Source organism: Pseudonocardia sp. P1, assembly GCF_000178675.2.
Taxonomy (GTDB): Bacteria; Actinomycetota; Actinomycetes; order Mycobacteriales; family Pseudonocardiaceae; genus Pseudonocardia.
The window spans coordinates 5,750,326-5,775,277 of the sequence record NZ_ADUJ02000001.1; the positions used below are offsets into that span (position 1 = coordinate 5,750,326).

The 24,952-nt window shown below is 74.5% G+C and carries 26 protein-coding genes and 1 riboswitch; of the genes, 16 read left to right on the plus strand and 10 right to left on the minus strand.

All coding sequences use genetic code 11. The features are described from left to right. Positions 1 to 20 precede the first annotated feature (20 nt). Positions 21 to 189: riboswitch (cobalamin riboswitch) on the plus strand. 36 nt (positions 190 to 225) lie between these two features. Further along, positions 226 to 615, plus strand: a complete 390-nt coding sequence (locus tag PP1_RS26770; protein WP_010230283.1) for a hypothetical protein — start codon at positions 226 to 228, stop codon at positions 613 to 615. 7 nt (positions 616 to 622) lie between these two features. Here the strand turns inward: PP1_RS26770 and PP1_RS26775 are convergent, their stop codons facing one another. The 3 genes from PP1_RS26775 to PP1_RS26785 form a co-directional block, all read right to left on the minus strand. Further along, positions 623 to 2,233, minus strand: coding sequence for a DNA polymerase IV (locus PP1_RS26775; RefSeq protein WP_075314482.1), 1,611 nt, complete (start codon positions 2,231 to 2,233; stop codon positions 623 to 625). Continuing rightward, entirely contained in the window at positions 2,230 to 2,937 is a 708-nt protein-coding gene (locus PP1_RS26780; protein WP_033200262.1) for a 4'-phosphopantetheinyl transferase family protein, read from the minus strand. Before PP1_RS26780 ends, PP1_RS26775 begins: the two co-directional genes overlap by 4 nt. Before the next feature lie 102 nt (positions 2,938 to 3,039). After that, entirely contained in the window at positions 3,040 to 3,360 is a 321-nt protein-coding gene (locus tag PP1_RS26785) for a hypothetical protein (protein WP_010237694.1), read from the minus strand. A 256-nt stretch (positions 3,361 to 3,616) separates the two neighbouring features. Here PP1_RS26785 and PP1_RS26790 point away from each other — a divergent pair, with 256 nt between their 5' ends. Together PP1_RS26790 and PP1_RS26795 are read left to right on the plus strand one after the other, a co-directional pair. Further along, positions 3,617 to 4,753: an NAD(P)/FAD-dependent oxidoreductase gene (locus PP1_RS26790; protein WP_083697179.1), complete on the plus strand. Its 1,137-nt coding sequence runs from the start codon at positions 3,617 to 3,619 to the stop codon at positions 4,751 to 4,753. Positions 4,754 to 4,792: 39 nt separating this feature from the next. Continuing rightward, the gene (locus tag PP1_RS26795; RefSeq protein WP_010227281.1) at positions 4,793 to 6,004 is read left to right on the plus strand and encodes a cytochrome P450 family protein; all 1,212 of its coding nucleotides are present in this window, start codon (positions 4,793 to 4,795) and stop codon (positions 6,002 to 6,004) included. A gap of 42 nt (positions 6,005 to 6,046) precedes the next feature. On the opposite strand, the gene PP1_RS26800 is transcribed toward PP1_RS26795, so the two are convergent. The 4 genes from PP1_RS26800 to PP1_RS26815 all read right to left on the minus strand — a co-directional run bounded on the left by PP1_RS26800 (position 6,047) and on the right by PP1_RS26815 (position 9,301). Beyond that, on the minus strand, positions 6,047 to 6,673 hold the full coding sequence (locus PP1_RS26800) for a 3-oxoacid CoA-transferase subunit B (protein WP_010227283.1): 627 nt from the start codon (positions 6,671 to 6,673) through the stop codon (positions 6,047 to 6,049). Further along, on the minus strand, positions 6,673 to 7,419 hold the full coding sequence (locus PP1_RS26805) for a CoA transferase subunit A (protein WP_010227284.1): 747 nt from the start codon (positions 7,417 to 7,419) through the stop codon (positions 6,673 to 6,675). The genes PP1_RS26800 and PP1_RS26805 overlap by 1 nt, the downstream gene beginning before the upstream one ends. A 289-nt stretch (positions 7,420 to 7,708) precedes the next feature. Then, positions 7,709 to 8,608 carry an MOSC domain-containing protein gene (locus PP1_RS26810; RefSeq protein ID WP_010227286.1) on the minus strand — a complete coding sequence of 300 codons (900 nt, stop codon included), beginning with the start codon at positions 8,606 to 8,608 and terminating at the stop codon, positions 7,709 to 7,711. A 45-nt stretch (positions 8,609 to 8,653) separates the two neighbouring features. Then, positions 8,654 to 9,301, minus strand: coding sequence for an HAD hydrolase-like protein (locus PP1_RS26815; protein ID WP_010227288.1), 648 nt, complete (start codon positions 9,299 to 9,301; stop codon positions 8,654 to 8,656). A gap of 40 nt (positions 9,302 to 9,341) precedes the next feature. Here PP1_RS26815 and PP1_RS26820 point away from each other — a divergent pair, with 40 nt between their 5' ends. The 8 genes from PP1_RS26820 to PP1_RS26855 all read left to right on the plus strand — a co-directional run bounded on the left by PP1_RS26820 (position 9,342) and on the right by PP1_RS26855 (position 17,555). Next, the gene (locus PP1_RS26820; RefSeq protein ID WP_075314480.1) at positions 9,342 to 10,493 is read left to right on the plus strand and encodes a lyase family protein; all 1,152 of its coding nucleotides are present in this window, start codon (positions 9,342 to 9,344) and stop codon (positions 10,491 to 10,493) included. Beyond that, positions 10,490 to 11,284, plus strand: a complete 795-nt coding sequence (locus PP1_RS26825) for an IclR family transcriptional regulator domain-containing protein (RefSeq protein ID WP_010235103.1) — start codon at positions 10,490 to 10,492, stop codon at positions 11,282 to 11,284. Before PP1_RS26820 ends, PP1_RS26825 begins: the two co-directional genes overlap by 4 nt. 59 nt (positions 11,285 to 11,343) lie before the next feature. Next, the gene (locus tag PP1_RS26830; RefSeq protein WP_010235102.1) at positions 11,344 to 11,808 is read left to right on the plus strand and encodes a pyridoxamine 5'-phosphate oxidase family protein; all 465 of its coding nucleotides are present in this window, start codon (positions 11,344 to 11,346) and stop codon (positions 11,806 to 11,808) included. Positions 11,809 to 11,879: 71 nt separating this feature from the next. Next, a complete protein-coding gene (locus tag PP1_RS26835; protein ID WP_075314478.1) occupies positions 11,880 to 13,007 on the plus strand; it encodes an LLM class flavin-dependent oxidoreductase in 1,128 nt (375 codons plus the stop codon). Positions 13,008 to 13,044: 37 nt separating this feature from the next. Further along, entirely contained in the window at positions 13,045 to 14,103 is a 1,059-nt protein-coding gene (locus PP1_RS26840) for a winged helix DNA-binding domain-containing protein (protein ID WP_010232537.1), read from the plus strand. A gap of 74 nt (positions 14,104 to 14,177) precedes the next feature. Further along, positions 14,178 to 15,146 (plus strand): helix-turn-helix domain-containing protein, encoded by a 969-nt coding sequence (locus PP1_RS26845; RefSeq protein ID WP_029239653.1) that lies wholly within the window; start codon positions 14,178 to 14,180, stop codon positions 15,144 to 15,146. 58 nt (positions 15,147 to 15,204) lie between these two features. Further along, positions 15,205 to 16,077, plus strand: a complete 873-nt coding sequence (locus tag PP1_RS26850) for a PaaI family thioesterase (protein WP_010232541.1) — start codon at positions 15,205 to 15,207, stop codon at positions 16,075 to 16,077. Between the two features lie 59 nt (positions 16,078 to 16,136). Then, a complete protein-coding gene (locus PP1_RS26855) occupies positions 16,137 to 17,555 on the plus strand; it encodes an FAD-dependent oxidoreductase (protein WP_010232542.1) in 1,419 nt (472 codons plus the stop codon). Between the two features lie 45 nt (positions 17,556 to 17,600). On the opposite strand, the gene PP1_RS26860 is transcribed toward PP1_RS26855, so the two are convergent. Continuing rightward, positions 17,601 to 17,909: a hypothetical protein gene (locus PP1_RS26860; protein WP_010232543.1), complete on the minus strand. Its 309-nt coding sequence runs from the start codon at positions 17,907 to 17,909 to the stop codon at positions 17,601 to 17,603. Between the two features lie 295 nt (positions 17,910 to 18,204). Between PP1_RS26860 and PP1_RS26865 the strand changes: the two genes are divergently transcribed. Further along, the gene (locus PP1_RS26865) at positions 18,205 to 18,483 is read left to right on the plus strand and encodes an Lrp/AsnC family transcriptional regulator (protein ID WP_010232544.1); all 279 of its coding nucleotides are present in this window, start codon (positions 18,205 to 18,207) and stop codon (positions 18,481 to 18,483) included. A 323-nt stretch (positions 18,484 to 18,806) separates the two neighbouring features. Here the strand turns inward: PP1_RS26865 and trpD are convergent, their stop codons facing one another. Both trpD and PP1_RS26875 read right to left on the minus strand, forming a co-directional pair. Then, positions 18,807 to 19,850, minus strand: a complete 1,044-nt coding sequence (gene trpD / locus PP1_RS26870) for an anthranilate phosphoribosyltransferase (RefSeq protein WP_139323907.1) — start codon at positions 19,848 to 19,850, stop codon at positions 18,807 to 18,809. 12 nt (positions 19,851 to 19,862) lie between these two features. Continuing rightward, positions 19,863 to 20,258, minus strand: a complete 396-nt coding sequence (locus PP1_RS26875; RefSeq protein WP_010225600.1) for a response regulator — start codon at positions 20,256 to 20,258, stop codon at positions 19,863 to 19,865. Positions 20,259 to 20,511: 253 nt separating this feature from the next. Here PP1_RS26875 and ctaE point away from each other — a divergent pair, with 253 nt between their 5' ends. The 4 genes from ctaE (at position 20,512) to qcrB (ending at position 24,926) form a co-directional block, all read left to right on the plus strand. Then, positions 20,512 to 21,120, plus strand: a complete 609-nt coding sequence (gene ctaE, locus PP1_RS26880) for an aa3-type cytochrome oxidase subunit III (protein ID WP_010225598.1) — start codon at positions 20,512 to 20,514, stop codon at positions 21,118 to 21,120. 70 nt (positions 21,121 to 21,190) lie between these two features. After that, entirely contained in the window at positions 21,191 to 22,081 is an 891-nt protein-coding gene (gene qcrC / locus PP1_RS26885) for a cytochrome bc1 complex diheme cytochrome c subunit (RefSeq protein ID WP_010225596.1), read from the plus strand. Continuing rightward, positions 22,078 to 23,214 carry a cytochrome bc1 complex Rieske iron-sulfur subunit gene (gene qcrA / locus PP1_RS26890; RefSeq protein ID WP_010225594.1) on the plus strand — a complete coding sequence of 379 codons (1,137 nt, stop codon included), beginning with the start codon at positions 22,078 to 22,080 and terminating at the stop codon, positions 23,212 to 23,214. Before qcrC ends, qcrA begins: the two co-directional genes overlap by 4 nt. Beyond that, the gene (qcrB, locus tag PP1_RS26895; RefSeq protein ID WP_010225591.1) at positions 23,211 to 24,926 is read left to right on the plus strand and encodes a cytochrome bc1 complex cytochrome b subunit; all 1,716 of its coding nucleotides are present in this window, start codon (positions 23,211 to 23,213) and stop codon (positions 24,924 to 24,926) included. The genes qcrA and qcrB overlap by 4 nt, the downstream gene beginning before the upstream one ends. Positions 24,927 to 24,952: the final 26 nt, after the last annotated feature.

Here is a 24,952-nt window from a genome sequence, read left to right on the forward strand (position 1 = left end):
CCCTCGCCCGTCCGCGTGATGGGCTCGGTGACGACGACGGTGCAGGAAGCCGGTGCGAGTCCGGCGCGGTCCCGCCACTGTCATCGGGGAGCGCGTCCCCACCCACGGTCACGGCCCACCACGGGCGGGAAGGCCGGGGGCGCGTGACGATCCGCGAGCCAGGAGACTGGCCGTCGTCGCAGGAGATCCACTGGTGAGGGCGAGGACCCTCGAGGAGGTCATGCGATGAGCGACGACGCGCGCCCGGTCCTGGTCGTGCTCGGCACCGAGCCCGACGCCGGGTCCGGCCCGGCCGGTTCCGGGGTCGACGACCTGCTCGCCGAGGCGGACACCGTCTTCACGTTCCCCCGCTGGCCCGAGTCGGTCGCGCTGTTCTACGCCGAGGCGTGGCGGGTCGAGGGGGTGTCCCCGCGCGACGCGGTGGCGCGACTCACCACCTGGGCCGGCGCCGCCCCGTCCGGCACCGCGGTGCTGCTCGTGGCGGGGGAGCCGAGCTCCGACGTCGCGCTCGGCGCCGTGCTGGACGGCCTCGAACGCTGCTGCCCGGGCCTCGACGTCCGCGTCCCCGCCGGGACCCGGGTCGCGCCCCCGCACCGGAGCCCGCTGATCGGCTGACCGGGGCTCAGGCGGGTGCCTGCCAGCTGCTGAGCGGATCGGCGCGGGTCAGGACGGGGTCGGACGCGTCGAGGGTGCGGGTGCGGCCCGGGCCGGTCAGCGCGGTCTCGAACCGGACGGTCACGCGGCCGTGCCCCGCTCCCTGGACCCAGCCGTGCCCGTGCTCGGGATGGTGGACGTCGTCGCCCGCGGCCCACGGCCGGTCCGGGTCGGGCACCCGGTCCGGACGGGTGGGGCCCGGGCCGACCGTCGGCGGTGCCGGCTCGTCGGTCGCCGTCGGCGGTGCCGGCTCGTCGGTCACCGCCGGTAGCGCCGGCTCGTCGGCCGCCGCCGGCACGGTGGTGACGACGGCGTGGCCGGCGATCGTCGCGGTACCGCCCGGGGCGCCGGGCTCCGCGGCGACCGCTCCGGCGGTGCCGCGCTCCGATCCGGCGGGGCCCGGCAGCGGGGCATCGGGGCCGGGCGGCTCCACGGTGTCGCTGCTCGTCGCCGCCCGCCAGCCCTGCTCCGACGGGACCGCCTCGAACAGCGCGAGCGGCGGCTCGTCGCCGAACCCGGACACCGACACCCCGAGCAGCCGGACCCCGCCCTCGCCGACCGCGGTGTCGGCCAGCCGGCGGGCCACCGCGGTCAGTGTGGCGAGGTCCCGGCTGGGGAACGGGGTCGTCTCCGACCGGGTGTGGGTCGTGAAGTCCCCGGTCCGCGCCTTGACGGTGACGGTGCGCGCGGCGCGCCCGTCGGCGACGAGCCGCCGGTGCACCGCGACGCAGATCGACGCGACGGCGTCGTGCACCGCCGTCATCGCGGTGAGGTCGGTGTCGAACGTGGTCTCCGCGGAGATCTGCTTGGCGGCGCCGCGCGGCGCGACCGGGCGGTCGTCGATCCCGCGGGCGAGCCGGTGCAGCTCGGTGCCCATCGCGGTGCCGAGCACCCCGGCGACCTCGCGCCCGTCCATGGCGGCGAGCTGGCCGATCGTCTCGATCCCGATCTTCCGCAGTGCCTCACCGGAGACGGGCCCGATGCCCCACAACGACCGCACCGGCAGTGCGGCGAGCACGGTCTCCTGCTCGGCGTGGGCGATCACCCGCAGCCCGTCCGGCTTCGCCAGCTCGGAGGCGATCTTCGCGATCTGCTTGCCGGACCCGGCCCCGACCGACGCCGGCAGCCCGGTCCGCTCCCGCACCGCCGCGCGCAGCCGGGTGCCGAACTCGTCGACCGCCGCCGGATCCGCCCCGGCCAGCACCGGCGGTTCGATGAACGCCTCGTCCACCGACACCGGCTCCAGCACCGGGGAGAACTCCGCGAGCACCCCCATCACCTGGTCGGAGATCGCCTTGTACAGCGCGAACCGGGGCGGCAGCACGGTCGCGTGCGGGCAGCGGCGCCGGGCCTGGCCCATCGGCATCGCCGAGCGTGCCCCGAACACACGCGCCTGGTAGCTCGCCCCGGCGACGACGCCGCGCGGACCGGCCCCGCCGACCAGCACCGGCCGGTCGGCCAGCGTCGGCCGGGTGAGCTGCTCGACGGAGGCGAAGAACGCGTCCATGTCGAGGTGCAGCACCCATCGGGCGGACGCGGTCCGCGGGGCGCCCGGGCTCCTCCCGTCCGGTGTCGTCACCGCCCCATGGTGCCCCGGACCACCGACAGGACCGCGTCGCCGTCGGCGACCTCGATCCGGGGCGCGGCGTGCCCGGCACCGGCGACCGCGCCGGGGTGGTCGGGGTGCGGGGTGGCGACGTCGGCGACCCACCACGGCCCGCCCGCCTCCGGCCAGTCGAGGACGCGGGCCTCGGTGTCCGGCGCGGACAGCGTGATCGCCTCCATCGGGCTGCTCAGGCCCTCGCCGGTGGCCTTGAGCAGGGCCTCCTTCCGGGCCCACGTGACGAGGAACCCGTCGGCCGCGAGCACGCCCGCGTCGCGCTCGGCGGGGGAGAGGGCGTGCCGGGCGAGGCCGTCCAGGTCGGGGAGGGGCCTGTGCTGCTCGACGTCGACGCCGACCGGCCCGGCCCCCAGCGCCACGCCGACGAGCGCGCCGGAGTGGGTGAGGGAGAAGCCGGGGTCGTCGTGCCGGCCGGTGAGCCGGGGCTTGCCGTGCGGCCGGCCGCAGCGACAGGTGCGGTCGAGATCGAGCCCGGCCGGATCGGCGTCGAGATGCGTGCCCAGGACGAGGCGGGTCAGCGCGTGCGCGGCGAGGTAGCGGGCGCGGTCGTCGTCGCGGCGCAGCGCGGCCATCCGGTCGCGCTCGTGGTCGTCGAGCAGCGCGACGAGATCGGGCCGGGAGGAGGGCTCGACCGGCGCGGCCCACCAGACGGAGACGGTCACGGCGGACAGCGTCGCACGGGCCACCGACAGCGGGGGTGGTGCTCGGGTGTGATCACGGTCCGTGGCCCGTGCCCGGTGACGGGCACGGGCCCCGGAGACCGGTCAGCCGGACCGGCGGGCGGCGAAGTCCGTGCGGACGTGCGCGGGCTTCACGTGCGGCGTCGGTCCCGCGGTGCGGGGCGCGGCCGGGCCGGACGCCCCGCCGGAGCCCTTCCCGCGCTTCGCGGCACGGCGTTCGGCACGGTTGGCCGGACGGTCGGGCGCGCCGGTGCCGGGCACGGTCGCGGCACCCGTGCCGGCGCTACCGGTGTCCGGGCCCGCCGCGGACGGTCCGGGCAGGAGGGCCGGGGACGGCACGGTGGTGCCGCCGGACGTGGTGGTGTCGCCGGGCGTGGCGGTGGAGCGGGATCGGGTGGTGCGCATACGGGCCTCCAGGTGATGACGGGTCGGACGTTGACCGAGGAGGGCCGGTGACGTGCCGGAACGCCGGACGGCGGGATGCGGCGGAGCGCGCGGCATCGGTTCCGGGCCCGGGGACGGACGTCACGGGCCGGCGGGCGCGGGGACTCGCGGGAGGAGCCCCGGCGGGCCGCTCAGAGGAACCGGATCAGCATGGCGGGAACGGTAGGAGACCACCGCCACGGCGTGCCACCGGTTTTCCGCGGCTACCGTCGCGCCGGTGGACGCGCACCTGACGGACCTGGTCGTGATCGGCGGCGGGATCGCCGGTGTGTCGGTGGCCTACGAGCTGGCCGCGCACGCGCGCGTCGTGCTGCTGGAGGCCGAGACCGACATGCCGGTGCACTCGACCGCACGGTCCGCGGCGACCTACATCCCCGGACACGGGTCGGGGCCGTTCCGGGCGCTGATCGCGGCGTCCGGGCCGCGCTTCGCCGCGCTGCCCGACGAGCTCGGCACCCCGCCGCTGCTGACGCCGCGCCCGGTGCTGCACGTGGGCACCGACGACGACGGCGCCGCTGCCCTGGCCGCGATGCTCGCCGACCAGGCCGGCGAGCCGGGCGCCCCGGTCGCGCTGGACCCGGACGAGGCGCACCGCCGGGCACCCGTCCTGCGCCGCCCGCCCCGGGCCGCCGCCTGGACCGCCGGCGCGGCGGACGTCGACACCGCGGCCCTGCACGACGGCTACCGGCGCGGCCTGCGCGCCCGCGGCGGCACCGTCCTGCGCGACGCCCGGGTGAGCGCGCTGGCCCGCGACGGCGACGGCTGGACCGCGCGGACGGTCGCCGGGCACGTCGTGCGGGCCGGCGCCGTCGTCGACGCCGCCGGGGCCTGGGCCGACGAGGTGGCCGGACTGGCCGGCGTCCCCGGCGCCGGGCTGGTGCCGCACCGCCGCACGATCGCCGCCTGCCCGGTCGCCGATCCGTCGGTGCTGCGCCCGGGCGGCGCGCCGCTCCCGCTGATCGCGGACGCGGCCGAGCGCTGGTACCTCAAGCCCGAGGCCGACGCCGTCCTGGTCTCACCCGCCGACGAGACCCCGCAACCGCCCGGCGACGCCCGTCCCGACGAGCTCGACGTCGCACTCGCGCTGGACCGGGTCGGCGAGGCGACCACCCTGGGCCTGCGGTCGGTGCGGACCGCCTGGGCCGGGCTGCGGACGTTCGCCCCGGACCGGGCCCCGGTGCTGGGTGCCCGCCCCGGTCACCCCGGCTTCCACCTCGTCGCGGGGCAGGGCGGTTCCGGGATCGAGTCCGCCCCGGCGCTGGCCGCCCTGGCCGCGTCGGTGATCCTCGGGCGGCCGGCCCCGGCGGACGTCGCACTGGACCCGGATGTGTGCTCCGTCACTCGTCTCGGCTGATGTAAGCGTTCGCTTACATGGTGCTGGCACCATGGGGACATGGCGCTGACCACCACCGGCACCGAGCCGCACGCCCTGTTCTCCGGCGACTTCTGGACCGACCCGCACCCCGCCTACGCGGCGCTGCGCGACGACGAGCCGGTGCGCGAGCTGGCGCTGCCGGACGGGAAGGCGTGGCTGATCACCCGCTACGCCGACGTCCGGGAGGCGTTCGTCGACCCGCGGCTGTCGAAGGACTGGCGCTACACGCTGCCGGCGGACCAGCGGGCCGAGCACGCCGCGGCGCCGACGCCGATGATGATCCTGATGGACCCGCCGGACCACACCCGGCTGCGGAAGCTGGTCAGCCGCTCGTTCACCGTCCGGCGCATGAACGAGCTGCAGCCGCGGGTCGAGGAGATCACCCAGGAACTGCTGGACCGGCTGCCCGCCGACCGGCCGGTCGACCTCATGCGTGAGTACGCGTTCCTCGTCCCGGTGCTCGTGATCTGCGAGCTGCTCGGCGTGCCTGCGGAGGACCGGGACCAGTTCTCCGCGTGGTCGTCGGTGATGGTCGACGACTCGCCGCAGGAGGAGAAGTTCGCCGCGATGGGCAGCCTGCACGGCTACCTGAGCGAGCTCATCGAGCGCAAGCGCACCGAGCCCGACGACGCGCTGCTCTCGTCGCTGCTCGCGGTCAGCGAGGCCGACGGCGACACGCTGTCCCACGAGGAGCTCGTCGCCATGGCGATGCTGCTGCTCATCGCCGGGCACGAGACGACGGTCAACCTGATCGGCAACGGCGTCCTGGCCCTCCTGACCCATCCCGGGGAGCGAGCGAGGCTGCAGGACGACCCGTCACTGATCACGTCGGCGGTGGAGGAGTTCCTGCGCTTCGAGTCGCCGGTGACGAACACGCCGATGCGGTTCGCGAGCGAGGACGTCACCTACTCCGGGGTGACCATCCCCGCCGGGTCGACGGTCATGCTCGGCCTGGCCGCGGCCAACCGGGACCCCGCGTGGACCGAGCGGGCCGAGGAACTCGACATCACCCGGGACGCGTCCGGCGGGGTGTTCTTCGGGCACGGCATCCACTTCTGCCTGGGGGCCCAGCTGGCACGCACCGAGGGACGGGTGGCGATCGGGAAGCTGGTCGCGCAGCGCCCGGACCTCGCGCTCGCCGTCGATCCGTCGGAGCTGACCTACCGCGAGTCGACCCTGGTCCGCGGGCTGACTGGGATGCCCGTGACTGTGGGCGCTGCGCGCTCGTGAGTGGTTGACGCGGTCAGGACCGCGACAACCACTCACGAGCCGTCAGGCCAGTGGGGCGCCGGTCTTCTCCCGCACCTCGTCGGCGGAGACGCCCGGGGCGGTCTCGACCAGCGCGAGACCGTCGGGTGTCACGTCGATGACGGCGAGGTCGGTGACGATCCGGGTGACGCAGCCCAGGCCGGTGATCGGCAGCGAGCAGCGCTCGACGATCTTCGGCGACCCGTCCTTCGAGACGTGGTCCATCATCACGACGACGCGCCGGGCGCCGTGCACGAGGTCCATCGCGCCGCCCATCCCCTTGATCATCTTGCCGGGGACGGCCCAGTTCGCGAGATCGCCGTTCGCCGCGACCTCCATGCCGCCGAGGACGGCGACGTCGAGCTTCCCGGCCCGGATCTGGCCGAAGCTCTCCGCGGACCCGAAGTAGGCGGCGCCGTCGGCGACGGTGACGGTCTCCTTGCCGGCGTTGATCAGGTCGGGGTCGATCTCGTCGTCGGTGGGGTAGGGACCGACGCCGAGGATCCCGTTCTCCGAGTGCAGGACCACCGTGCGGCCGTCGGGGATGTGCCCGGGGACCAGGGTGGGCATGCCGATGCCGAGGTTCACGTACGACCCGTCCGGGAGCTCCTCGGCGACCCGGGCGGCCATCTCGTCGCGTGTCAGGGCCATCAGCCGCTCACCGTCCTGAACTCGACCGGCTTCTCCACGCCGGGCACGTGCAGGACGCGCTGGACGTGGATGCCGGGGGTGTGCACGTGGTCCGGGTCGATCTCGCCCGGCTCGACCAGGTGCTCGACCTGCGCGATCGTGACCCGGCCCGCGGCGGCCGCGTCCGGGTTGAAGTTCCGCGCCGAACGCCGGAACACGAGGTTGCCGTGCCGGTCGCCCTTCCAGGCGTGGACCAGCCCGAAGTCGGGGGTCAGCGCGCGCTCGAGGACGTAGGACACGCCGTCGAACTCGCGGACCTCCTTCTCGGGCGACATGACCGCGACGGAGCCGTCGGGTGCGTAGCGCCAGGGGAGGCCGCCGTCGGCGACGAGCGTGCCGACGCCGGCCGGGGTGTAGAACGCCGGGATCCCCGCGCCCCCGGCGCGCAGCCGCTCGGCGAGCGTGCCCTGCGGGGTCAGCTCCAGCTCCAGCTCGCCGCCCAGGTACTGGCGGGCGAACTCCTTGTTGTTACCGACGTAGGAGCCGATCGTGCGCCGGATCCGGCCGGCGGACAGCAGGGTGCCGAGGCCGAAGCCGTCGACGCCGAGGTTGTTCGAGATCGTCTCCAGATCGGTCGCGCCCTGCTCCAGCAGGGCGGCGATCAGCACCGTCGGGACGCCCGACATGCCGAACCCGCCGACCGCGAGCGACGCGCCGTCGCCGATGTCGGCGACCGCGTCCGCGGCGGATGCCACCACCTTGTCCATCACGCACCTCCGTCGGACGCGACGGTACCGCAGTGTGCGATCTGCGGACAAGCGTTCGCTGTGCGAACGCCATCGGTGCCGACGGAGCGCGGGCGTGCGCCGTCGCGTAGCCAGGCCCGCTCCGTCCGGCGGCCGTCTCGAGCCGGAGCACCCCGTCGTCTGTCCGTGCGCCCCGGCGCCGGCTCACGCACCCGTCGCGTGGGGTGCGCCCCCACGTGACGGGGTGCGCCGCCACGTGACGGGTGCGCCGACGGCGACGGGGTGCGCCGACCGGGTGCCGGGCGCGGGGTCAGGCCGCGGTGGGGGCCTCGTGCTCGTCGCCGACCGCGATCTCCCCGTCGGTGACGACGTCGGCGTACACCCCGGCGCACGCCCAGACCCCGCCGATCTGCGGGATCTCGATCCGGTTGTGCTTGGCGATGGTCCGCAGGGTGCCGGGGTCGCGGGGCAGGTCGCCCTGCGCCAGCGTCGTCATCACGCACCGCATGGTGGCGAACGAGTACCGCACGGCGACGCCGCCGATGGTGCCGTCCGATCCCGGCCAGTCGTTCTCGAGGAAGCCGGCGTCCTCGCCGCGCAGGACGACGTTCGGGCGGTAGCGGCGCGGGTCGAAGGTCGCGTCCGGGGCGAGCTCGCGCAGCCGGTCCAGTGTGGACTCGGTGAGCACGTGCAGTGTGGACAGGTCGAAGAAGGTGCCCGGCGCGCCGAACGCGGAGACGTCGAACCGGCTGACCCGCTCGCCGGTGTCCTCGTGCCGGGCGGTGGTGCCCTCGATCAGCTGCCCGGGGGCGAGCTGGTCGATCGGGAGGTCGTCGAACTCCGGCCAGACCTCCTCGAACTGGCTGCCCTCCGGTGGCTCGGCGATGAGCCGGACCTCGCGGTCGAGGATCGCGGAGAGCGCCGTGTCGATCCCCGGGTCGTCGGAGCGCAGCATCGAGCCGTCCGGGAAGCGGATCTCCACCTCGGGCAGCGGGCGGCCCGGTTCCGGCTCGGCGGCGAACCGCGCGGAGAAGTCGAGCAGGCCCGACCACAGGCGCGGGACCTTGGCGCTCGCGACGGTGCCCGACTCGACGTCGTACACCGCCAGTGCCCGGTCGCCCAGCAGCCCGCGGCCGGTCACCACCGACCGTTCCACGGACTCGCCGAGCATGGATTTCACCGGGTACCGGTGCAGTGAGACGACCGTCATACCTCGGTGTCTACCGGTCGCGAACGGGCCGGCGAAAGGAAGTCCTCAGCCGAGGAGCGCGACCCGGAGATCGTCCGCGGATGCGTACACGATCTCGGCACCCGCGGCTTCCAGCTCGCCCGGCTCGGCGTAGCCCCAGCCCGCGCCGGCGCAGCGGAGGCCGTGCTCGGCCGACCCCTCGACGTCGTGCAGCCGGTCGCCGACCATCAGCGGCTCGTCCACACCGGACGGGTTCCCCAGCCGGCGCAGCGCCTCGGCGACCACGGCGCCCTTGGTCGGGCGGTCGGCGGTGCGGGTGTCGCCGACGATCTCGGTGAACAGGTCGGTCCAGCCGTGGTGAGCGAGGATCTTGCGCGCCGACGGCTCGGCCTTGCTGGTGGCGAGCGCCATCGTCACGCCGGCGTCGTCGAGCGCCCGCAGCAGCTCCTCGACGCCGGGGTAGGGCCTGCTCCCCATCCAGCCGTCCTCGTCGCCGTAGATCCGGCGGTAGACCGGCAGTACCGCCGCCGTGCCCTCCTCGCCGAGGATCGGCGGGAGCGAGCGGTAGAGCGGCGGCCCGAGCAGGTGGGTGCCCAGCGCGGACTCGGGCACGTCGAGGCCGACCTCGTCGATGGCGCGGCGCATCGAGCCGAGGATGCCGGGGGCGGAGTCGACGAGGGTGCCGTCGAGATCGAGGAGGATGTGGGTCAGCACGGCTCCATCCTCCCTGTTCTCTCTGCGTACACTCGTCCGCATGGCGAACGCCCTCTTCGGCCCGCTGTCCGGCACGGACCGGGTCGACGTGCTGCTCGACGACGGCGCCTGGATCGCGGCGCTGCTCGAGGTCGAGCTGGCGCTCTCGGCGGTCGCGGCCGAACAGGACGCGGTCTCCACCGACGACGCCGACGGGGTCGAGCGGGCCGTCGCGGCCGTCGCCGGGGTGGACCCGGCCGCGCTCGCCGCGGAGTCCGTCGAGGGCGGCAACCCGGTGATCCCGCTGGTCAAGCGCTTGAAGGCGGCCGCTGCCCGGATCCAGCCGGGCGCCGAGCGGGCGGTGCACCCGGGCGCGACCAGCCAGGACGTCCTGGACACCGCGCTCGTGCTGCTCACCCGCCGGGCCGGGCACCGGATCACCGAGGACCTGGCCGCCTGCGCGGACGCCGCGGCCGCGCTCGCCCGCGACCACCGCGGAACCCCGTGTGCCGCCCGGACCCTGGGTCAGCAGGCGCTCCCCACGACGTTCGGCCTGGTCGCCGCGAACTGGTGCGCCGGCCTGGACCGCGCCCGGGTGCGGCTCGCGGCGGTGCTCGACGAGCTCCCCGTCCAGTACGGCGGCGCCGCCGGCACCCTCGCCGCGACCCACCCGCACGGCCCGGCCGTCGCCGACGCGCTCGCCGCCCGGCTCGGGCTCGCCCCGCAGGGCGTCCCGTGGCACACCGAGCGCACCCGGATCGGCGAGCTCGCCGGGGCACTCGGCGTCGCGGCGGGGGCGTGCGCGAAGCCGGCGGGCGACGTCGTCCTGCTGTCGGCGACCGAGCTGGCCGAGGTGTCCGAGGCCGCGCCGGGGGACTCGTCGTCGATGCCGCACAAGCGCAACCCCGCCGCGGCCGTGACCGCCCGCGGCGCCGCGACGCGGGCCCCCGGCCTCGTCGCGACCCTGCTCGCGGCGCAGGAGCAAGAGTTCCAGCGCGCGGCCGGCGCCTGGCACGCCGAGTGGGAGACGCTCACCGGGCTGCTCCGGGTCGCCGCCGGCGCCGCCTCCCGGCTGCGGACGTGTCTCGAGGGACTGCAGGTGCACCCGGACGCGATGGGCCGGAACCTGGCGCTCGCCGCGGGCGCGCAGGGCAGCGGGGCGGGCCACGCAGCGGAGCTGGCCGACCGGGTGCTGGCGGGGCGACCGCGGTGAGCGAGGAGCCGGGGGAGCGCCGCGAGCAGGTCCGGTCGCTGGCGCGCGGGCTCGCCGTCATCCGCTCGTTCGACGCCGGCCGCCCGCAGCAGACCCTCGCCGACGTCGCCCGCTCCACCGGCCTCACCCGCGCCGCCGCGCGCCGGTTCCTGCTCACCCTCGCCGACGAGGGCTACGTCCGCACCGACGGCAGGCTGTTCGCCCTCACCCCGCGGGTGCTGGAACTGGGCTGGTCCTACCTGTCCGCGATGGGCCTGCCCGAGGTCGCCGCCCCGCACCTGGAGCGGCTGGTCGCGACGGTGCGCGAGTCGGCGTCGGTCTCGGTGCTCGACGGCGACCCGGCCACCGGCTACGACGTCGTCTACGTCGCCCGGGTGCCCACGTCGCGGATCATGACCGTCGCGATCACCATCGGGACCCGGTTCCCCGCCTACGCGACGTCGATGGGTCGTGTCCTGCTCGCCGCGCTGCCGCCCGCCACCCTCGACACCTACCTCGCGGGGCTGCGTCCGGAGACCCTGACCGAGCACACCGTCGCCGCCCCGGAGGCGTTGCGGGCCGAGCTCGGCCGGGTCCGGGCCGACGGGCACTGCGTCGTCGACCAGGAGCTCGAGGAAGGGCTGCGTTCGATCGCGGTTCCCGTGCACGACCGGGCCGGGCGGGTCACGGCCGCGGCGAACGTGTCGACCCACGCGTCCCGGCTGGACGCCGCGACCCTGCGCACGGACGTGCTCCCGGAGCTGCGGGCGTGCGTGTCCGCGATCGAGGCGGACCTGCGGGCCGCCGGATAGGGCACCATCGGCGGCATGACTTCTGTGATGCAGATCACCATGACGGCCGGGGGCCCGCGATGACGGCCGCGCTGCTCGACCGCGGTGCGCCCGGGCACGCCCACGTCGCGGCCCGGCTCGCGGCCGAACCGGTCATCTGGCTGACCACCGTCGGCGACGACGCCCGCCCGCACTCGGTTCCCGTCTGGTTCCTGTTCGCCGACCCCGAGATCCTGATCTTCAGCAGGCCGGACACCGCGAAGGTCGCCCGGCTCCGCGACCGGCCCGGGGTGTGCCTGTCGCTGGACACCGCGGCGTCGGGCACCGACGTCGTGCTCGCCGAGGGCGACGCCGCACCGGCCGTCGAACCGCCGGAGCCGGAGCTGCGCGAGTTCGGGGAGAAGTACCGGGAGATGCTCGGTGACCAGGAACTCGACGGCTGGCGGCAGGTGTTCGCCCGCCCGCTGCGGGTCCGGCTGCGCCGCATCGTCGCCTGGCGGGTCGGCCCGGGTGGGCTCGAACGGGTGGCGGTCCGGGCCGGCTGAGGTCCCCGGCGGGAACATCGGCCCGCACGGCCCGGTTGCGCCGGAGGGACGGTCACGACGAGGGAGGCACGGTGAGCGGACGCTTGCACCTGGCGGTCGAGCTCGGAGCGGCCGGGCGGCATCCCGGCGCCTGGCGGTCGACCGGCGCCGATCCGGACCGGCTGCTCACCGCCGAGCACCACGTCGACGTCGTCCGGACCGCGGCGCGCGGTGGTCTCGACCTGGTCGCGCTGCCCGACTCGCTGCTGCCCCCGTCGGACGACCCCGCCGCGGTGCCCGGCACCCTCGACGCCGTCGCGATCGCCGCGCGGGTCGCCCCCGCGGTGCCCGGCATCGGCGTCGTCCCGACCGCGACGGTCACCCACACCGAGCCGTTCCACCTGTCCAAGGCGGTCGCCACCCTCGACTTCGTCGCGACCGGGCGTGCCGGCTGGCAGCCCGACGTGTCGCGGACCCGCGCCGAGGCGGACCTCTTCGGGCGCACCGGACCCGAGGAGCCGGCGACGCTGTGGCGCGAGGCCGGCGAGGTGATCGACGTCGTCGCCCGGCTCTGGGACTCCTGGGAGGACGACGCCGAGATCCGCGACGCCCCGACCGGCCGGTTCGTCGACCGCGACAGGCTCCACCACATCGACTTCGCCGGCGAGTTCTTCTCGGTGAAGGGCCCGTCGATCACGCCCCGGCCGCCGCAGGGGCAGCCGCTGACCGTGCTGCGCGGCGACGAGACCGCGGCGCTGCCGGTCGTGGGCCGCCACGCCGACGTCGTCCGGGTCGCCGCGACCTCGGTCGCCGCGGCGGCCGAGGCCCGGGACCGGGTGCGGGCCGCCGTCGCCGTCGCCGGCCGGGACCCCGGGACCGTCCCGGTGCTGCTCGACGTCGAGACCCTGCTCGGCCCGGATGCGGCGGACCGGCTCCGGGAGCTCGACGCGCTCGCCCCGGCCGGGGCGGACCTCGGACCGGCGACACTGCGCCACGTCGGGGACCCGGCCGGGCTCGCAGCGCTGCTGCGTGACGCCGCCGAGGAACGGGCCGCCGACGGGTTCGTCCTCGCGCCGCTGGCCCTGCCGAGCGGTGCCGGGGAGATCGTCGACGGGCTGCTGCCCGCGCTCGGCGACGTCTGGTCACCCGCGCCCTACGACGGGTCGCTGCGTGAGCGGTTCGGCCTGTCCCGCCCGGCGAACCGGTACGCCACGCGCTGAGGCGCACCGACCGGCGCGGACCGGGCAGGATCGCGGCATGCGCCTGCTCACCGCGGACGACTCGCTCCGGGCCCTGCTCGCCCGCCAGCTGCTGCTGGAGCGGGCCGACCTGGGCGTGCCCCGGGCCCTGGAACGGCTGGGCGGGCTGCAGACCCAGCACGCGCCGTCGGGCTATCTCGGGCTGGCCGCACGGCTCCGCGGGTTCGACCGGGCCGCGCTCACCGCGATGCTGCACGACGGGCGGGTCGTGCAGACCTGGGCGATGCGCTCGACGATCCACATGCTGAGCCGGCACGACCACCCGACGTTCACCGCGGCCGTCCGCGACGAGCAGCGGGCGGAGTGGCTACGGCTCCGCCGGGACGTCACCGGCGACGACATGACCGCCGCGGCGGCGGTCGTCGCGGATCTCCTCGCCGGCGGACCACGCCGCCATGCGGAGATCACCGCGGAGCTCGCGGCGCGCGGACTTCCCGCCGGGACCTTCCCCGGCGTCCAGCACTGGGTCCCGCTGGTCCGGGTGCCGCCGGCCGGGACGTGGACGACGCCCCGCGCGCACGTCTACGGCCTGGCCGCCCGGCGCGGCCGGGACACCGGCGACCCCGGCGAGGACGCCGTGCAGCAGGCCAGGGTCGAACTCGCCCGCCGGTACCTGCGTGCGTTCGGCCCGGCCTCCGCGCCGGACGTCGCCCGCTTCGCCGGCTGGCCGGTCCGCGTCGCCCGGACCGCGCTCGGGGAGCTGGACCTGCGCCGGTTCCGCGACGAGGACGGGACCGAGCTCGTCGACGTCCCGCGGGCACCGCTCCCGGACCCGCGGACCCCGGCACCGGTGCGGTTCCTGGGCCCGTTCGACGCCGTGCTGCTGCTCGCCCACGCCGCCCGCGGACGGATCCTGCCCGCTGCGCACCGGCACCTCGTCTTCGCGACGAGCAGGCCCCGCTCGGCCCCGACGTTCCTGGTCGACGGCCGGGTCGCCGGCACCTGGACCCACGACGACGGCCGGGTCGTCACCTCGCCGTTCGCCGACCTCCCGGCCGCGTCCGCCCGCGCCGTCGCCGACGCGGCCGAGCGCCTCACCGCCTGGTACGCGGGCTGACCACGGCGGGATCCCGACGGCGCGTGGCAGGAACGACCGTGGACGGCCGGTTCCTGCCGCTCTACCGTCGGTCCATGCTGCGCAGCGTCTCCGTGCTGGTGCTCGACGAGCTGGCGGTCTTCGAGTTCGGCGTGCTCTGCGAGGTCTTCGGCCTGGACCGCTCGGACGACGGGCTGCCCGTGCTCGACTGGTCGGTCTGCGGGATCGAGGCCGGACGGCCGGTGACGACGAAGAGCGGCGTCACGATCACCCCCGAGCACGGTCTCGACGCGCTGGCGGGCGCCGACCTGGTGTGCGTCGCCGCGACCGCGCTGCGCGAGTTCCCGCCGGCCGCGCTCGACGCGGTGCGGGCCGCGCACGCCCGCGGCGCGACCGTGCTCTCGGTCTGCTCCGGGGTGTTCGTGCTCGGCGCCGCCGGGCTGCTCGCCGGCCGCCGCTGCACCGTGCACTGGAAGCACGCCGACGAGCTGCGTGCGGCCCACCCCGAGGCCCGCGTCGAGGAGGACGCCCTCTACGTCGACGACGGCGACCTCGTCACCGGTGCGGGCACCGCCGCCGGGATCGACGCCTGCCTGCATCTCGTCCGCCGCGAGCTCGGCGGCGCGGTCGCCAACGGCATCGCCCGCCGGATGGTCGTCCCTCCGCAGCGCGAGGGCGGGCAGCGCCAGTTCGTGGAGCTGCCGGTCCCGGAGTGCACCGCCGACTCGCTCGCGCCGGTGCTGGCCTGGCTGCTGGAGAACCTCGACCGCGAGCACACCGTCGCCGGGCTGGCCCGGCGGGCCGCCATGTCGGAGCGGACGTTCGCCCGCCGCTTCGTGGAGGAGACCGGCACCACGCCGCACCGGTGGATCTCCGCGCAGCGGGTGCTGCACGCACGCACCCTGCTGGAGGAGACCGACCTCGGGATGGACGCCGTCGCCACCCGCACCGGGTTCGGCACGGCCGCGCTCCTGCGCCACCACTTCCGGCGTGCCCTCGGCGTCTCCCCGGCCGACTACCGCAGCACGTTCCGCTGCCACCGCGACGAGCGCCGCCCCGCGTGAGGGACGGCACACCCGCCCGCCCGCCTGCGAAACGTTCCCGTATCGCACGATGACGGGTATGCCCACCACGTCGTCGACCTCCGGCCCGTCCACCCGCGAGCGGATGCGGCGCGCGCCGGTCGAGACCGGCCTGGGCATGGTGCCCGACCCGGCGTCGACCGCCGAGCGGATCCGGCTGCGCGCCCCGATCACCGACGGTGTCCGCACCGACGGTGGACGGCTCCTGCCCGTGCTGCCCGCGCTGCTCGCCGACTCCGGCATCGGCTACCTCGTCTACTCCACCGCCAAGCTCGTCGCCGGTGCCCCGACCGTGGACCTGCGCCTGGACCTGACCGGCGTCCCTGCACCCGGCGCCCGGTGGCTGACCGCCGACCTGACCCTGCTGCACCTCGACGACGAGATCGGGATCGGCCGCGCCGAGATGTACGACGACACCGGTGTGCCGGTCGCGCACGCCGTCGTCACCATGGCGCTGACCGGCGTCCCGGACCGGCCGGGCGGGCTGGCATCGGGCGGCGCCGCGGTCGACGCCGGATCCGGCGGCGGTCCCGACGACGACACCGACTTCCGCTCCGAGCTCCCGCCGTTCGACCCCGCCCGGCTGGTACCGGACAACCTGGAGTCCGACGGCGACGACGCCCTGTTCACCCCCGGCCCGTCGACGGTGAACCTCAACGGCACCACCCACGGCGCCGTCCTGACCGGCATCGGCGCCGCCGCGCAGGCCCGCCACCTCGCGGACCCGACCGCGCGTCCGCTCGCGCTGACCGTGGACTTCCTACGGCCCGTCCAGGTCGACGCGCCGCTGCGGGTCCGCACCGAGACGGTCCGCGACGGCCGCCGGTTCTGGACGCTGCGCACCGAGCTGCTGCTGCCCGACGGCCGTCCCGCGGTGCGCGTGACGGGCGGGGGCATCCGGCGCGCCGCGTGATCGCCGGGGGCGACGGGGACTGTTAGCGTCGTCACCGACCGACGGCCGGAGGTGCGATCATGACGTCCCCGCAGGTGCCCGTCCCGCGGCCGTACCGGGTGGCGGTGATCGGCTCCGGCCCCTCCGGCCTGTACACGGCAGAGGCCCTGCTGGAGGGCGACCCCGATGTGCAGGTCGACGTGTTCGACCGGCTCCCCGCCCCGTACGGACTGGTCCGTTACGGCGTCGCCCCGGACCACCTGAAGATGAAGTCGGTGATCAGGGCGCTGGTGTCCACCTTCGACGACGCCGACCGGGTCCGGTTCCTGGGCAACGTGCACGTCGGGGACGCGGCCGGCGGCGGCGCCGTGCCGCCGGAGGTGCTGCGCGAGCACTACCACGCCGTCGTGCACGCCACCGGCAGTGCGATCGACCGCGACCTCGGGATCCCGGGGGAGAGGCTGGCCGGATCGGTCGGCTCGGGAGCGTTCGTGTCCTGGTACTGCGGCCATCCTGACGCGGCGGGGCCGGGACCCGCGCTGGACCGGGCCGGTGCGGTCGTCGTCGGTGCCGGGAACGTCGCGATCGACGTCGCCCGCATCCTGGCCCGCCCCGCCGACGACCTCGCCGCCACCGACCTGCACGACGCGGTCCTCGACCGGCTGCGTGACAGCGCCGTCACCGACGTGCACGTCCTGGTCCGGCGCGGGCCGCAGCACGTCCGGTTCACCCCGGCGGAGCTGCGTGCGCTGGGGAAGCTGGACGACGTCGAGATCCGGGTGCACGACGACGGGATCCTCGCCGCCGGGGTCGAGGAGCCCGCGGAACGCCGGATGCGGCAGGTCCTGGAGACGCTCACCGAGTGGGCGGCCGACCCGCCCGGCGCCGGCGGCAGGCGACGGATCCACCTGCGTTTCCTGCGCAGCCCGGTCCGGCTCGTCGGGGACGTCGGGGACGGCGACGGTTCCGGACGGGTTCGCGCGATCGAGATCGAGCGCAACGAGATCGCGCCGGACGGCTCGGTACGGGGGACCGGGGAGACGTCCCTGCTGGAGACGGGGCTCGTGGTGCGCGCCATCGGCTACGCCGGCGAGCCCGTCCCGGGCCTGCCGTTCGACGGTGCCGGCGGCACGGTCCCGCACGAGGCCGGACGGGTGGTGCTCGGCGGGGAGCCGCTGCGCGGCAGCTACGTCACCGGCTGGATCAAGCGGGGACCGACCGGCGTCATCGGGACCAACAAGGGCGACGGCGCGGAGACCGCGGCCTCGCTGCTGGCGGACCTGCCCGGCCTCGCGACCCCGCCGCGGCCCGGCGGCGACGCCGTGCTCGACCGGTTGCGGGAGTTCGGCGTCGACCCGGTGCTGTGGGAGGACTGGCAGCGCCTGGACGCCGCGGAGATCGCGCTCGGGCAGCGGCGCGGCGGAACCGACCGGGTCAAGATCGCTGAGCGCACGGCGATGCTGGACGCCGCCCGGGGCACCCGGACCGGAGGCCGGTGACCCGGTCCACCGGTGCGGGCCGACCGGTCGGTACGCGTCGACCGGTCAGTACGGGTCGACGGCGAGGACGAACGGCATCGCGAGCATCCGGGTCTCGAACTCGTCGGCCTCGGACGGCGTCATCGACATCGTGCAGGTGACGGAGCTGTAGGCGACGCCCTCGCGGACGTCGACGCAGAACTCCCGCAGCGTGCGGCCGCAGGTCTGGAGTGCCGTCGCGACCTGCATGACACCCTCCATCCCGTCGCCGGTGACGACGGTGTGCCGCCGCGGCATCCGGGACGCGATGTCCGCGGCGCCGCCGGAGGAGGCGGGGAAGGCGAAGGTGGTCGGGCGGTCAGCGGTGATGCTCATGATGAGAAGGCTCCGTGCGTCACGAGGGAGAACGTGCTGTGTGAACGCGAGCCAGGTCTCGGCGTACGAGAGGGGTGCGCCTGGATGGGGCGCGGCGCGTCGGCGGCCTGGATCAGCCGACGCGCAGTGCTACTACCGCGAGACGTCGTGCGGGCAGCGCTGCGGCCGGAGCAAGGGTGAGCTCGACGGAACGCATGCGATCACCGTAGCAACCAGGTGCGGCCTGCGCCACACGGGATCCGCGCACTAGCCTGTGCGGCGACCGTCAGACCCTGACCCGAGGGGGAGTCCCGTCGTGATCACCGCGATCGTCCTGGTGCACACCGCAGCCGACCGGATCCCCGAGACCGCGCAGACGATCGCGAACCTCGACGGTGTCGCGGAGGTCTACTCCTGCGCCGGCGACGTCGACCTGATCGCGGTGGTGAAGGTGCGCGAGCACGAGGAGCTCGCCGACATCATCGCCGGGAAGCTGAGCAAGGTCGACGGCGTCGTCGGGACCGACACCCACATCGCGTTCCGCTCGTACTCGAAGGCCGACACCGACGCGGCCTACTCCATCGGCCTCGACTGAGGGCGGATTCCGGGCTCTCCACCGCCCGGACGGCCAGGGTCGGCCACCCCTCTGTGTGGAATCGCTGCCTCAAGCAGCGATTCCACACAGAGGGGTGGCCGTCGCCGGATGCGGTCACACCGGTGGGGACCGCGCAGCTTGCCCGCGGACCGCACTGGAAGACTGCAGACCGCGCCGGATGCCCGTGGGCGGCGCCGGACGACTGCGGACCGCGCCGGATGTCCGTGGTCCGCGGACTGCGCCGGACGACCGCGGACCCGGTGCGCCGATGACCGGGCCGGGAGCCCGGCCCGGTCCCCGCTGCCGGTCGGCCGGCAGCGCGCTCAGCCCGCGGCGAGCTCGGTGGACAGCGCGGCCCAGCGGGCCAGCAGGTCCGCGGCGGCGCCCGAGTCGATCGCCCGCGCCACGGTCTCCATCGCGTCGGCGACGGCGGGAGCCAGCGCGCCGTCCACCCCGCGGTGTGCGGCCAGGGCACCGGCGGCGTTGAGCAGCACGGTGTCCCGCACCGGACCGCCCTTGCCCGCGACCAGGTCCCGCACGACGGCGGCGTTGACCTCCGGCGGACCGCCGCGCAGCTCCTCGGCGGTCACCGGCCGGACCCCGAGCGCGGCCGGGTCCAGCGTCTCCCGGCGCACCGCTCCGCCGGAGGTGATCCAGACCGAGCTGGTCGTGGTCGTGGTCAGCTCGTCCAGGCCGTCGTCGCCGCGGACCAGCAGCACGGACTTGCCGCGCCGGGCGAAGACCTCGGCCATCACCGGGGCCAGCCGGGGGTCGGCGCAGCCGATCAGCCCGGTCTCGGGCTGGGCCGGGTTGGACAGCGGCCCCAGGACGTTCATCGCGGTCGGGACGCCCAGCTCGCGCCGCACCCCGCCCGCGTAGCGCATCGCCGGGTGGAACGCCTGCGCGAAGCAGAAGCCGATGCCGAGCTCGGCGACGCAGCGCTCCACCGCCGCCGGGCTCAGCTCGATCGCGACGCCGAGCGCCTCCAGCACGTCGGCGGTGCCGGACTGCGACGACGCGGCCCGGCCGCCGTGCTTGACCACCGGCGCGCCGGCGGCCGCCACGACGATCGCCGACATCGTCGAGATGTTGACCGTCTGCGCCTGGTCACCACCGGTCCCGACGACGTCGACCGCCCGGCCGGGGACCTCCACCCGCAGCGCGTGCGCGAGCATCGCGTCGGCCATCCCGGAGATCTCGGCGGCGGTCTCGCCCTTCGCGCGGAGCGCCACGAGGAAGCCCGCGAGCTGCGCGGGCGTCGCCTCGCCGGCGAAGACCCGGCCCATCGCCCAGGTGGACTCCTCGGCGCTCACGTCCTCGCCACGCATGAGGCGGCCGATGACGGACGGCCAGGTCGGTGCAGTCACGCGGTGCGGTCCCTACTCGGTCTCGGTGAGCGTGCCGGCCCGGTGGTCGCGCAGCACCTGCGCGATCACCTCGGCCGCCTCGATCGGGTCCAGCGGGTGCACGAGCACCGCGTCGGCCTCCGACCAGGTGGCCAGCCAGCGGTCGTCGCGGCGGCGGACGGTGAGCACGATCGGGGGACAGTCGGTGACCTCGTGGTGCAGCTGCTTCGCCACACCCATCCCGCCGGTGGGCTGGGCCTCACCGTCCAGGACCAGCAGGTCGGCCGTGCCCGCATCGCACGCCGCGAGGACCTCGGCGATGCCGGAGGCCTCCACGTAGCGCACGCGCCCGACGTCCGGCGCCGGGCGCCGCCCGACCGCCTGGATGATGCTCTCGCGGACCTCGGGGCGGTGGCTGTAGACGAGCACGGTGCTGGTGCCCGCACTCGTCCCCGCCGCGCCACCGGCCGCGCTGCCGATCCCTGCCGCTGTTCCGCTCGCCACGGTGGCCGATACTAGGGGAACTCCCCGACACTCCCGAACGTCGATCGGTCGGGCGCCGGCGACGGCGGCGCCCCGGCCTCCCGACCAGGCGAAGACCTGCTGATCATCGGCACCGTTCGCCGATCGTGATGCGGGAAGGGGTATCCCGACAAGCCGTAGAAGTTCGCGTCGGGTCATAATGCCGGGCGTGACGACAGCGGCACCCAACATCAGCGCGCGGATCCACTCGTTGAACCGCCCCAACCTGGTCAGCATCGGCACCATCGTCTGGCTCTCCAGCGAGCTGATGTTCTTCGCCGGGCTGTTCGCGATGTACTTCACCGCGCGGGCGCAGAACGACGGGCCCTGGCCGCCCCCGCCCACGCACCTGAACGTCCCCTACGCGCTCGCGATCACGATCGTCCTGGTGGCGTCGTCGTTCACCTGCCAGTTCGGGGTGTTCGCGGCGGAGCGCGGCGACGTGTTCGGGCTGCGGCGGTGGTACCTGCTGACGCTGGCGATGGGCACGTTCTTCGTCGTCGGCCAGGCCTACGAGTACTACGAGCTGGTCGAGACCGGCACGACGATGGCCGCCAGCTCGTACGGCACGGTCTTCTACATGGCGACCGGGTTCCACGGCCTGCACGTCATCGGCGGTCTGGTGGCGTTCGTCTACCTGATCATCCGCACCAGGCTCAGCAAGTTCACCCCGGCGCAGGCCACCGCAGCGATCGTCGTGTCCTACTACTGGCACTTCGTCGACGTGGTGTGGATCGGACTGTTCGCCGTCATCTACTTCATCCGATAACGGGCCGAGCCCCACTTACGTCCCGAGACTCCCCACCCGCCACGACGTCGAGGTTGGAAGACCCCCAGCGATGACCGAGAACCCCGAGGGCGCTGACCACGCAGCCCAGAACCCACCACCGGGCAACCGGCCGGACGAGAAGGCCGGCGCCCGGCGCCGCCCGCACGGCAAGCTGCGCCGCCGGATCGCGGGCGCCCTCGCCATCGGTCTCGGCCTGCTGTCCGTCGGCTTCCTCTACGCCGCCTTCGCGCCGCAGCCGCAGCTGGCCGAGGCGCAGCCGGACGCCGCGCTGATCGCCAAGGGTGAGCAGCTCTACAACAACACCTGCATCACCTGCCACGGTGCGAACCTGCAGGGTGAGCAGGACCGCGGGCCGAGCCTGATCGGCGTCGGCGACGCGGCGGTCTACTTCCAGGTCTCCTCGGGCCGCATGCCGATGGCCCGCCAGGAGGCGCAGGCCATGCGCAAGCACCCGCTGCCGATCTTCGACCCGGAGTCCGCCGAGGGCCGCGCGAACCTGGAGGCGCTGGGCGCCTACATCCAGGCGAACGGCGGCGGACCGGTCACGCCGGTCGAGCGCGGGGAGGCGCTGCGCGGTGAGGACCCGGGGCGCGGCGGCACGCTGTACCGCCTGAACTGCGCGTCCTGCCACAACTTCACCGGTGTGGGCGGCGCGCTGTCGTCCGGCAAGTTCGCCCCGGCGCTGGCCCCGGCCAGCGAGGAGCAGATCTACACCGCGATGCAGACCGGCCCGCAGAACATGCCGCGCTTCTCCGACCAGCAGCTCACGTCGGAGGAGAAGCAGGACATCATCGCGTACATCAAGTCGGTCAACAACACGAACGACCCGGGTGGCAACGCGCTCCTGGGTCTCGGCCCGACGGCGGAGGGGATCTTCATCTTCACCGTCGTCATGTCCGGGCTCGTCGGGTTCGCGATCTGGTTGGGGGCGAAGTCTTGAGCAGCGACGTCAGCACCGGGCCGGGCGGGCGCCCGACCCAGGAGGAGCTCGACGCGATGTCGCCGGAGCAGCTGGCCCGCCTGGCCGGCGAGCTCGACGAGGTCGAGGTCGTGCACAACGCGCCCGCCTTCCCGATCCCGGGGACGCGGGCGGAGAAGCGGGCCGAGCGCGCGGTCGCGCTGTGGTTCCTGATCTCGGCGATCTCCGGGATCGCGTTCGTCGTCGCCTTCATCTGGTGGCCGTGGGAGTACGTCAACGCCGGCGAGCCCGGCGTCGGCCTGTACTCGCTCTACACCCCGGTCATCGGCCTCACGTTCGGGATGTCGATCCTGGCGCTCGGCATCGCGGTGATCCAGGCCGTGAAGAAGCTCTTCCCGGCCGAGGTCGCGGTCCAGCAGCGGCACGACGGCCCGTCGGACGAGATCGACCGCCGGACGATCATGGCCCAGCTGGCCGACGCCGGTAACGGGACCACGCTCGGCCGCCGGAAGCTGATCATCCGCTCGGCCGGGCTGTCGGCGGCGGTGCTCGGCATCGGTACCGGCGTGATCGCGCTCGGCGGCATCGTCCGCAACCCGTGGGCCGAGGGCGAGGAAGCCCCGCTCTGGCACACCGGATGGCGCCCCGAGGGCGGCGAGACCGTGTACCTCCGCACCGACACGGGTATCCTCGGGGAGATCGCACGAGTGCGTCCCGAGGACATGGAGCCCGGTTCGATGATGACCGTCTTCCCCTACCGGGAGAGCGAGCGCGGGAACGAGGAGGAGCTGCTGCACGCGCAGCGCGCCTCCGACGCGCCGGTCATGCTGATCCGGCTGCGCCCGGGTACGCCGGTCACGGCGCGTCCCGGCCAGGAGAACTTCAGCTACGGCGACTACTACGCATGGTCGAAGGTCTGCACCCACCTCGGGTGCCCGACGTCGCTGTACCAGGCACAGGACAACCGCATCCTGTGCCCCTGTCACCAGTCGCAGTTCCTCGCGACGGAGGACGCCGAGCCGGTCTTCGGGCCGGCCGCGCGGCCGCTGCCGCAGCTGCCGATCACGGTGAACGAGGAGGGCTACTTCGTCGCGGAGAGCGACTTCGTCGAGCCCGTCGGACCCGCGTTCTGGGAGAGGCCGAAGACGACATGAGTTCGATCACCACGCCGACGTCCTCCTCCGGAGGGCTGAACGAGAAGGGCGCCGAGGCGCTCGACCAGCTCGACCAGCGGTTCCACCCGGCGGCCGGACTGCGCAAGCAGTTCAACAAGGTCTTCCCGACCCACTGGTCGTTCATGCTGGGCGAGATCGCGCTCTACAGCTTCATCATCGTGATCCTGTCGGGCATCTACCTGGCGCTGTTCTTCGATCCCTCCATGGAGGAGATCGTCTACAACGGCCCGTACGACCCGCTGCGCGGTGTCCACATGTCGCGGGCGTACGAGTCCGCGCTGGAGATCTCGTTCGAGGTCCGCGGCGGCCTGTTCATGCGCCAGCTGCACCACTGGGCCGCGCTGCTGTTCGTCGCCTCGATGATCATCCACATGTTCCGGGTGTTCTTCACGGGAGCGTTCCGCAAGCCGCGTGAGGCCAACTGGACGATCGGCATCGTGCTGATCCTGCTGGGCACCTTCGCCGGCTTCACCGGCTACTCGCTGCCGGACGACCTGCTCTCGGGCGTCGGCCTGCGGATCGCCTCGGGCATCACGCTGACCGTGCCGATCATGGGCACCTGGGTGCACTGGGCGCTGTTCGGCGGGGAGTTCCCGGGCACGGAGATCATCCCCAGGCTCTACATCCTGCACGTCCTGGTGCTGCCGGGGATCATCCTCGCGCTGATCGCGGTGCACCTCGGGCTGGTCTGGTACCAGAAGCACACCCAGTTCCCCGGCCCGGGACGGACCGAGAAGAACGTCGTCGGCGTGCGGATCCTGCCGCAGTTCGCGGCGAAGGGCGGCGCGTTCTTCGCCGTCGTCGCCGGTGTGCTCGCGCTGATCGCCGGCCTGTTCCAGATCAACGGCATCTGGCACCTCGGCCCGTACGACGCCTCGCACATCTCCGCGGGGTCCCAGCCGGACTTCTACATGCTCTGGTCCGAGGGCATGGGCCGGATCTTCCCGCCGTGGGAGTTCTACCTGTTCGGCGAGTACACGATCCCGGCCGCGTTCATCCCGACCGCGGGCTTCCTGCCGGTGCTGTTCGTGGTGGCCGGGATGTACCCGGCGCTCGAGCGCCGGTTCACCGGCGACGACGCGCTGCACAACCTGCTGCAGCGTCCGCGCGACGTGCCGGTCCGCACGGCGCTCGGCGCGATGGCGATCTCGTTCTACCTGTGGCTCGTGATGTGCGGGTTCAACGACTGGATCTCGTACTTCTTCCACATCTCGCTGAACGCGACGACGTGGGCGGGCCGCCTCGGGCTGATGATCGTTCCGCCGATCGTCTACTGGGTCACCTACCGCTGGTGCCTGGGCCTGCAGAAGTCGGACCGCGCGGTGCTGGAGCACGGCATCGAGACCGGCATCATCAAGCGGCTCCCGCACGGCGAGTTCATCGAGGTGCACCAGCCGCTGGCCGGTGTCGACTCGCACGGTCACGCGATCGAGCTGGACTACCAGGGCACGTCCGTGCCGAAGCGGATGAACCAGCTGGGTTCGGCCGGCGAGCCGGTCCCGGGTTCGCTGATGAAGCCGGACCCGGCCGAGGAGTCGCGGGAGCTGGCGCACGCCCGGCACGAGGCCCACGAGCGGGAGCTGACCGAGCGCGACGAGCGCGCGGCCGCCCGCCGGGAGCTCGAGTCCCGCCGCGAGGAGCTCGCCGGCCGGCCGGACGACGGTGGTCGTCCGCAGCAGCCGACCGAGTGATCTCCTAGGAACGCACGACGACGGGC